At 63.3% G+C, this 7,525-nt stretch carries 9 protein-coding genes; 5 read left to right on the top strand and 4 right to left on the bottom strand.

Annotated elements, in window-relative coordinates:
* Nucleotides 1–47: 47 nt before the first annotated feature.
* Complete coding sequence (locus AXW67_RS10560) at nt 48–1,415, top strand: IS30 family transposase (RefSeq protein ID WP_201723621.1); 1,368 nt, start codon at nt 48–50, stop codon at nt 1,413–1,415.
* Between the two features lie 125 nt (nt 1,416–1,540).
* Here the strand turns inward: AXW67_RS10560 and AXW67_RS10555 are convergent, their stop codons facing one another.
* Nucleotides 1,541–1,954 (bottom strand): flagellar assembly protein FliX, encoded by a 414-nt coding sequence (locus AXW67_RS10555; RefSeq protein ID WP_027552656.1) that lies wholly within the window; start codon nt 1,952–1,954, stop codon nt 1,541–1,543.
* 270 nt (nt 1,955–2,224) lie between these two features.
* Between AXW67_RS10555 and AXW67_RS10550 the strand changes: the two genes are divergently transcribed.
* From AXW67_RS10550 to AXW67_RS10535, 4 genes are all read left to right on the top strand, one after another.
* Nucleotides 2,225–3,349 (top strand): flagellar basal body P-ring protein FlgI, encoded by a 1,125-nt coding sequence (locus tag AXW67_RS10550; RefSeq protein ID WP_063677841.1) that lies wholly within the window; start codon nt 2,225–2,227, stop codon nt 3,347–3,349.
* Nucleotides 3,349–3,714, top strand: a complete 366-nt coding sequence (gene flgJ, locus AXW67_RS10545; RefSeq protein ID WP_063677840.1) for a flagellar assembly peptidoglycan hydrolase FlgJ — start codon at nt 3,349–3,351, stop codon at nt 3,712–3,714. The genes AXW67_RS10550 and flgJ overlap by 1 nt, the downstream gene beginning before the upstream one ends.
* An 11-nt stretch (nt 3,715–3,725) precedes the next feature.
* Nucleotides 3,726–4,223: an MCP four helix bundle domain-containing protein gene (locus tag AXW67_RS10540; RefSeq protein ID WP_063677839.1), complete on the top strand. Its 498-nt coding sequence runs from the start codon at nt 3,726–3,728 to the stop codon at nt 4,221–4,223.
* A 159-nt stretch (nt 4,224–4,382) separates the two neighbouring features.
* On the top strand, nt 4,383–4,742 hold the full coding sequence (locus AXW67_RS10535; protein WP_063677838.1) for a hypothetical protein: 360 nt from the start codon (nt 4,383–4,385) through the stop codon (nt 4,740–4,742).
* A 3-nt stretch (nt 4,743–4,745) separates the two neighbouring features.
* Here the strand turns inward: AXW67_RS10535 and AXW67_RS10530 are convergent, their stop codons facing one another.
* From AXW67_RS10530 to AXW67_RS10520, 3 genes are all read right to left on the bottom strand, one after another.
* On the bottom strand, nt 4,746–5,111 hold the full coding sequence (locus AXW67_RS10530; protein ID WP_063677837.1) for a hypothetical protein: 366 nt from the start codon (nt 5,109–5,111) through the stop codon (nt 4,746–4,748).
* A gap of 12 nt (nt 5,112–5,123) precedes the next feature.
* Entirely contained in the window at nt 5,124–5,492 is a 369-nt protein-coding gene (flaF, locus tag AXW67_RS10525; protein ID WP_063677836.1) for a flagellar biosynthesis regulator FlaF, read from the bottom strand.
* A 290-nt stretch (nt 5,493–5,782) separates the two neighbouring features.
* The gene (locus tag AXW67_RS10520) at nt 5,783–7,390 is read right to left on the bottom strand and encodes a flagellin N-terminal helical domain-containing protein (RefSeq protein WP_063677835.1); all 1,608 of its coding nucleotides are present in this window, start codon (nt 7,388–7,390) and stop codon (nt 5,783–5,785) included.
* Nucleotides 7,391–7,525: the final 135 nt, after the last annotated feature.

Here is a 7,525-nt window from a genome sequence, read left to right as displayed (position 1 = left end):
GGGCGGATTCAACCGCTCGTCGCAACACTCGAGCAAAAGAGGTTGCGATGGAGAAGCGTGTGCGGACAGATCGTCCCCGAGAGGTCCTACGAGAAGATTATAGACCGTTCTGGACTGCGATTGCCTTGGGGCGATCGAGCGGGGATGCTGCGGTTGAGGCCGGGGTGTCGCCGTCGGTCGGAGTACGCTGGTTCCGGAGGGCGGGCGGTATGCCGCCAACACATTTGTCGCGATCGTCCAAACCTCGGTCGGAGCGCTACCTGTCGTTCGCCGAACGTGAGGAGATTGCCATCTTGCGCGCGCAGGGGCATGGGGTGCGAGCCATCGCTCGTCAGCTCGGCCGGCCTCCATGCACGATCTCCCGTGAGCTCCGTCGCAATGTGGCGCGCCGCCATGGCGCTCCAGAGTACCGGGCGACCACGGCACAATGGCATGCTGATCAGTCCGCCCGACGGCCCAAGTTTGCGAAGTTGGCAATCAACCCGACCCTGCGGGATTATGTGCAGGACAGGCTTGCCGGTATGATCGCTAAGCCAGACGGGGCGCTCCTCGTTGGCCCGAAGGTCGTGTGGAAGGGCCGCCGGGCGGTGCATCGGCAAAACCGACGCTGGGCGACGGCATGGAGCCCGGAACAGATTTCTCGGCGACTTCGGCTCGACTTTCCCGAGGATGAGACGATGCGCATCAGTCACGAGGCAATTTATCAGGCCCTTTATGTGCAGGGTCGAGGAGCTTTGCGCCGTGAACTGACGGCCTGCTTGCGCACTGGGCGGGCCTTGCGGATGCCGAGGGCGCGCGCCCGCAAAGGCAGAAGCTTCATTCCTTCCGAGATCATGATCAGTCAACGTCCGGCGGAAGCTGCCGATCGAGCTGTGCCGGGTCACTGGGAAGGTGACCTCATCATGGGCCTCGGTAGTTCCGCGATCGGCACTTTGGTGGAGCGCACGAGCCGTTTTACCATTCTGCTGCATTTGCCGCGCATGACCGGTCAGGAACAGGATGCTCGCGTGAAGAATGGACCTGCACTCGCCGGACATGGCGCTGAGGCGGTGCGAGACGCCATCACCCGCGCAATCTTCACCATGCCCGAGCGACTGCGGCGGTCTCTAACCTGGGATCAAGGAGCTGAGCTGGCTCAGCACGCGCGTCTGAAGATCGATGCAGGCGTGCAGGTCTACTTTTGCGACCCTCACAGCCCGTGGCAGCGCGGCACCAACGAGAACACGAATGGGTTGCTGCGCCAGTACTTTCCAAAGGGGACGGATCTCAGCATGCACGATGCCGATGATCTGGAGGCCGTGGCTCTTGCACTCAACACAAGGCCCCGCAAAACCCTCGGCTGGAAAACACCGGCAGAAACCCTCGACGAATTGCTCCGAGTGAGCGATACACGGAGTGTTGCGACGAGCGGTTGAATCCGCCCAGTACGCTGCGGCTTCTCCGTGAACCTCGCTGTCTCTGGAATACTGGGTCGCCGGTCAAGCCGGGCGACGATTTGCTGAGAGAGACGTCAATCCGGATGCAAGCTGAACTCGCGGGCTCAGCCCTGCCCGGCTTTCGCCAGCTCGACCTCGACGCGCAGCTCAATTTCGGAGAGCACGGCATCGAGGCCGGGATCGCCTGAGGACGATTTCAAGTTCGCCGCAGCATCGCGCAGGCGCATCACGGTCGAGGCGTCGAGATTGCCGGACAGAAGTCCCATCTTGAGATCGTCGAGCACGTCGAGCGCGGTCTTGCCGCGCGCGACCGAGCGCTTGCGCCGCTCGACGGGATCTTCCTCGATGCCTTGCAGCGCGAGCAGTGCATCGATGTTGGCGGCGGCCTTCGGCGCGGCTGCGGAACGTGTCTCTTGCGCCGACGAGGTGTCGGGCAGCACGAAGGTGCCGGAGCCGGTTCGTCTGGCCTGGCTGGCCGGCGATCCAAGCGTGGTGCCGTTCGGTCCGTAGATGCGCATCGAAGCAATCCGGGTGATCGATGCGTCAGCTTGGCCGGATTATGGTTAATGAGGCGTAAACAGTCCGGCAAAATCTGCCGACAGGCGGCAGTTTCGCGCCTCAGGGCGAACGCCGGCTGACGCCGGTCCAAACAGGTTTATTCAACCTATTCAACCGCCTACCCCCTCTGCCCCAGGCTGGCACAGCGCTCGCATGGAGAGGTTCGGACCAGCTCGTCATGGGAGTGTCGCAGAAGGTCCTTCGATTTGAGGAGCCTCGGGGAGCAGAGGATGCCAGGCGTTCGTTGGGTGAGGATTCTGGGAGTGGCCTGCGCCGCGCTATCTGCGCTGGCGTTGTCGGTCAATTCGGCGGCCGCGACCTCGCGCATCAAGGACCTCGCCAATATCGAAGGCGTGCGGCAGAACCAGCTCATCGGCTATGGCCTCGTCGTCGGCCTCAACGGCACCGGCGACACGCTGAACAACATCCCCTTCACCAAGCAGTCGCTGCAGGCGATGCTCGAGCGCATGGGCGTCAACATCCGCGGCGCCACCATCCGCACCGGCAACGTCGCTGCCGTGATGGTGACCGGCAATCTGCCGGCCTTCGCCACCCAGGGCACGCGCATGGACGTCACGGTGTCGGCACTCGGCGACGCCAAGAACCTCCAGGGCGGCACCCTGCTCGTCACCCCCCTGCTCGGCGCCGACGGCAACGTCTATGCGGTGGCGCAGGGTTCGCTCGCGATCTCCGGCTTCCAGGCCGAGGGTGAAGCGGCCAAGATCGTGCGCGGCGTGCCGACGGTGGGCCGCATCGCCAACGGCGCCATCATCGAGCGCGAGATCGAGTTCGCGCTCAATCGCCTGCCGAACGTGCGCCTCGCACTGCGCAACGCCGACTTCACCACCGCCAAGCGCATCGCGGCCGCGATCAACGACTATCTCGGCGTCAAGACCGCCGAGCCGCTCGATCCCTCCACGGTGCAGCTTGCGATCCCGCCGGAGTTCAAGGGCAACGTGGTCGCCTTCCTCACCGAGATCGAGCAGCTCCAGGTCGATCCTGACCTCGCCGCCAAGATCATCATCGACGAACGGAGCGGCATCATCGTGATGGGTCGTGACGTCCGCGTCGCCACCGTAGCGGTCGCGCAGGGCAACCTCACCGTCACGATCTCCGAGAGCCCGCAGGTCAGCCAGCCCAACCCGCTGTCGCGGGGCCGCACCGTGGTTACGCCGCGCACCAGCGTCGGCGTCACCGAGGACGGCAAGAAATTCGCCGTCGTGAAGGACGGCGTCTCGCTCCAGCAGCTCGTCGACGGCCTCAACGGCCTCGGCATCGGCCCGCGCGACCTCATCAGCATCCTGCAGGCGATCAAGGCCGCGGGCGCGATCGAGGCCGACATCGAGGTGATGTGATGCAGACGGGCATGATCAACACCGCGCATGTCGCATCGTCCGCCTTCGCCGTGCAGAGCCGCAACGGCCGCCCCGATTTCGAACTCGCGGACGCGCTGAAAAGGGTCTCGCCGCAGCAGCAGGCCAGGGCGCAGAAGACCGCGACCGATTTCGAGGGCATGTTCCTCAACGCAATGTTCTCGCAGATGACCTCGGGCCTGAAGGGCGAAGGCCCGTTCGGCAGCACGACAGGCACCGGCGTCTGGCGCTCGATGCTGACCGAGCAGTACTCCAAGAACTTTGCCAATGCCGGCGGCGTCGGCGTCGCCAGCGAAGTCTACCGCACCCTCATCCTGCAGCAGGCGAAAACCGTCCGCACGGCATAAGGTCCAACGACATGAACCACTTCAACGCATCACGTCAGCCGATGCCGGCTCCGCGCCAGGCCGCCACGCCGGGCAGCGCCGAGGAACGCAAGCTCGCCGAGGACCTGATGGACGCGATGAACGCGCTGCTGGGATTGATCGAGCGCGAGACCGAGTTCGTGCGGGCCGGCAAGCTGCGCGAGGCGATGGCATTCGAGAGCACGAAGCAGGAGCTGTCGCGACGCTATGTCGGCGCCGTCAGCCAGCTGAAGGCGAACCAGGCGCAGCTTGCGAAATCCGCACCCGAACTGCTCTCGACGCTGCACCGTCACCACGACGCGTTCCGCGCGATGCTCCAGGTCAATCTCACCGTGCTCGCGACCGCGCACGCGGTGAGCGAGAGCGTGGTGCGCGGCGTCAATGCCGAGATCCAGAAGCGCAACGTGCCGAACACCTATACGGCAGCAGGACGTCGCGCAGCGCCGGGCCCCCGCCACATCACGCCGCTCGCGGTCAGCCGCTCGCTCTGAGAGCACGCGAAAACAAGCGACAATTTTACGAAAAACCGCGCGGCGATGTCGCCGCGCGGTTAGGCACGTTTCCTAACCGGACCTTCAATCCTGGTACTTCATGGTTGCGTGATTAGAGGGGTTGGGATTTGACTCAGACGAGGCAACCAGGAGGCTGCCATGAGTACAGATTTCAGCATCAGGCCGGTGGGGATACCGGCCCCCGCGCCAATCGTAACGACGTCGAACGCGGCGGCGAACGACGCCGTGCAGACCGATCTGCCCGTGAGCCAGACAGTGGCCGCGAGCGATACCAGCGCGGCCGTGCGCAACGATTTGCACAACAACGACAACATCTCGCGCCAGGTCGTGTTCGACCAGGCGGCCGCGTCCTTCGTCTTCCAGGTCGTCAACGAGAATACCGACGCAGTGGTCAACCAGTTTCCCGACGAGGCGATGCTGCGCCGGCGCGCCTATTTCCATGCACTGGATTTGAAGTCCGAGCCATCGCGTCCGCTGAATACCGATCTCAGCGCCTGACGTTCACGTTGCGCGGGTGGCGACGGCCGTATCGAGATAACTTGAGCCGGTCGCGGGATCGGTCACGACGTTCCTGATCTGCGCCTTGCCGTAGCCGGTCAGCATGAACTTCGTATTTCCGAAGCGAAACGACGAATCCTTGATCAGCACCTGCTGGTACTGAGACGTACCAGCGCTGTCGTAGTGCACCTGTGCCCGAAAGCCGTCGACCTGCGAGATGTTGAGCGAGAACTTCTTGCCGTCGGGATAGGTACCGGTCCAGCTGCCCTGATAAAGGGTGGAATCGACCGCCACGTATTTCGTGTTGCTCGGGACCGAATTACCGGCCGACTTATACGAGCTTGACAGGATGCCCATCAGGTCGGCCATGACAAGGCTCCGTCACGGACGGCCGGACAGGCCGGCAGCAATGTTCCTGTTGATCTCGATCAGCGGGCGGAAGTGATCGAGCTGCGGGCTCATCTGCAGCGCCGCGGTCTGGCTCAGCACGAACACGCTGATGTTGGCGATCTTCTGCCTGACATCAAGCGGCTGCGGATTGGTGTCGCGCATGGCCTCGCTCAGGAAGATGGTCCAGAGCTTGCGGTTGAACATCAGCGCCTGCGTGGTCTGCTCACTGAAGGGATCGGCGCTGTTGATCGCATCCTGCAGCTTGTTGGCGGCCTTCAGCAGTGTCTGCGCCTCGACGTCGCGAGGAGACGCAGTGGCCGTGGCTACACGCGCGTAGGCCGAAGCAGCAGAACTCGACATTCATCACCCTGGAGGTTTCCTCGCCCGTTATCAAGGCTTAAGGATTTCTTTCCCAACCCTAGGCAGCACCGCTTAAGATTTGCTTACGTGAGACTGCGGACGGCCTCCGGACAATTACGGGTCGCGGAGTCCACCTTCATCTCAAGGCTAAATCCGAGTGCGCGCACTGTAAACGATCGCGTCCATCATGCGCTGATCTCAGCTAATCGACAGTTAGCGATCTCGCTCAAAAGAACGGCGAAGCCTTGGCTTCGCCGGTGTTTCATCCGTCGTGTTCGTCGGCCTCGCGCTTAGCGGAGAAGCTGAAGCACGCTCTGCTGTGACTGGTTGGCGAGCGACAGCGCGGAGACTGCGATCGACTGGCGCGTCGAGAGCGCCTGGCTGTTCGCCGCTTCCTCGTTGGTGTCGGCAAGCGTCAGGCTCGAGGAGCCGGTCTGCAGCACGTTGATCAGGTTCTTGCTGAAGTCCTGACGGATCTGCACGATCGAGAGGTTCGAACCAAGCGTCGACGCTTCCGAACGTAGAGTTGTGCTGGCCGCGTTGAGCGAAGCCAGAATGGAGTTCGCCGAATTCGAGTCCAGGAAATCAATGCCCTGGTTCAAGGGCGCAAGGCTGAGGCCGGCGTCGTTGAGCGTCACGCCTTGAATGGTCAACGTCGAACGTCCCGTTTCGTTGAACACGAGCTTGAGCGTATCGCCGTTCAAAAGGTTCACGCCGTTGAAGGAGGAGTCTTGCGCGGTGGTGTTGATCTGCGCGAGCACGTTGTTGTACTGCGCGACGAGATTGGCGCGCGTTGACTGCGAATTCGGGTCCGCGACGGGCGGCTGCGCGATCAGACCATAGAAGGGCTGACCGCTCGCCGCCGCGGTGCCACCGATTGCGCCGATCGTCAAGGAAGCAGCATCGTTGGAGGTCACGATATTGAGGTGACCCGTCGGGTCGATCGTTGCTTGCAGATTGTTCGACGCCAGCGCCGCATTGAGCTGATTGAGCGTGGAGACCTGCCCCGTGCCTGTGCCGAAGGTGATGTTGGTGGGGGTGCCGGCACCGGTCGCGCCGATCGTCAATGTCTTGCCGCTGAGCGGGGGCGGGACGCGGGCCGTGGTGCCGGCGCTGAGGCCGAGCGCTGCAAGCACGTTACCCGAGCCGGAGATCGCAAGATCCTGGTTCGTACCGGTGCTGAGCACGAGCTTGCCGCCGGACACGGTCGAGGCCGTCCCGGCTCCGGTGATGCCGTCGATCGCGCTCAGCACGGACTGCACCGTGAGGGTGCTGCCGGCGCCGATGCCGATCGTGACGTTGCCGAAAGAGTCGGTGGTCGAGGTGGTCTGCGAGGTCGAGAAGGTGATCGTGTGGCCGTCGACGGTCAGGACCGAGCCGTTAGTGATGGCGGTACCGAGGTCGTCTGACGCTGCACCCGCTGTGCCAACCAGCTTCGTTGCCGCCGAGATCGGGGCCGCAGAAGAGGTGTTGTCGTTGTTGACGACGGTGCCGGTAACCGTGTTGTTGGTGTAGGCGGTGCCCAGCAGGTTGTTGGCGGTCGCGCCGGTGATCGCGGCCGCCGTCACGTTGGACTTGGGCGAATAGCCCGTCGGGCTTTGCAGCACCTGGCTGGCGATCGACTTGGCGCTGTCGACCAGCTTCTGCAGCGAGGTGATGCCGGTATTGGCGGCCTGCAGCACCTGCACGCCGTTGCTGATGCCGTCGAGGAGATTGCTGATGTCGCTGGCGCGATTGTCGAGCCCCTGGGCGGTGAAGAAGTTGGTCGGGTTGTCCAGCGCGGTGTTGACCTTCTTGCCGCTCGCAAGACGCTGCTGCGTGGTGGCGAGCAGGTCGGCTGTCGACTGCAGCGACAACAGGTTCTGGCGAACTGATGCCGAGAGAACGATGTTGGACATTGGCGGATCTTCCTCTTGAAGCGCGACGCTGTACGAATCGGGGCTCGCCGATCGGGGAATCTACTTTTGTCCAGTTTTAGAGGGCGTCCTTTAAATTAAGGTTAATGGCGGCTTAAGCCGCAAGGTTAACGGCAG

The organism is Bradyrhizobium neotropicale, from assembly GCF_001641695.1.
Classification (GTDB): Bacteria; Pseudomonadota; Alphaproteobacteria; order Rhizobiales; family Xanthobacteraceae; genus Bradyrhizobium; species Bradyrhizobium neotropicale.
Note: the sequence above shows the minus strand (reverse complement) of the source record. Positions and strands in the feature narration are given on the sequence as shown.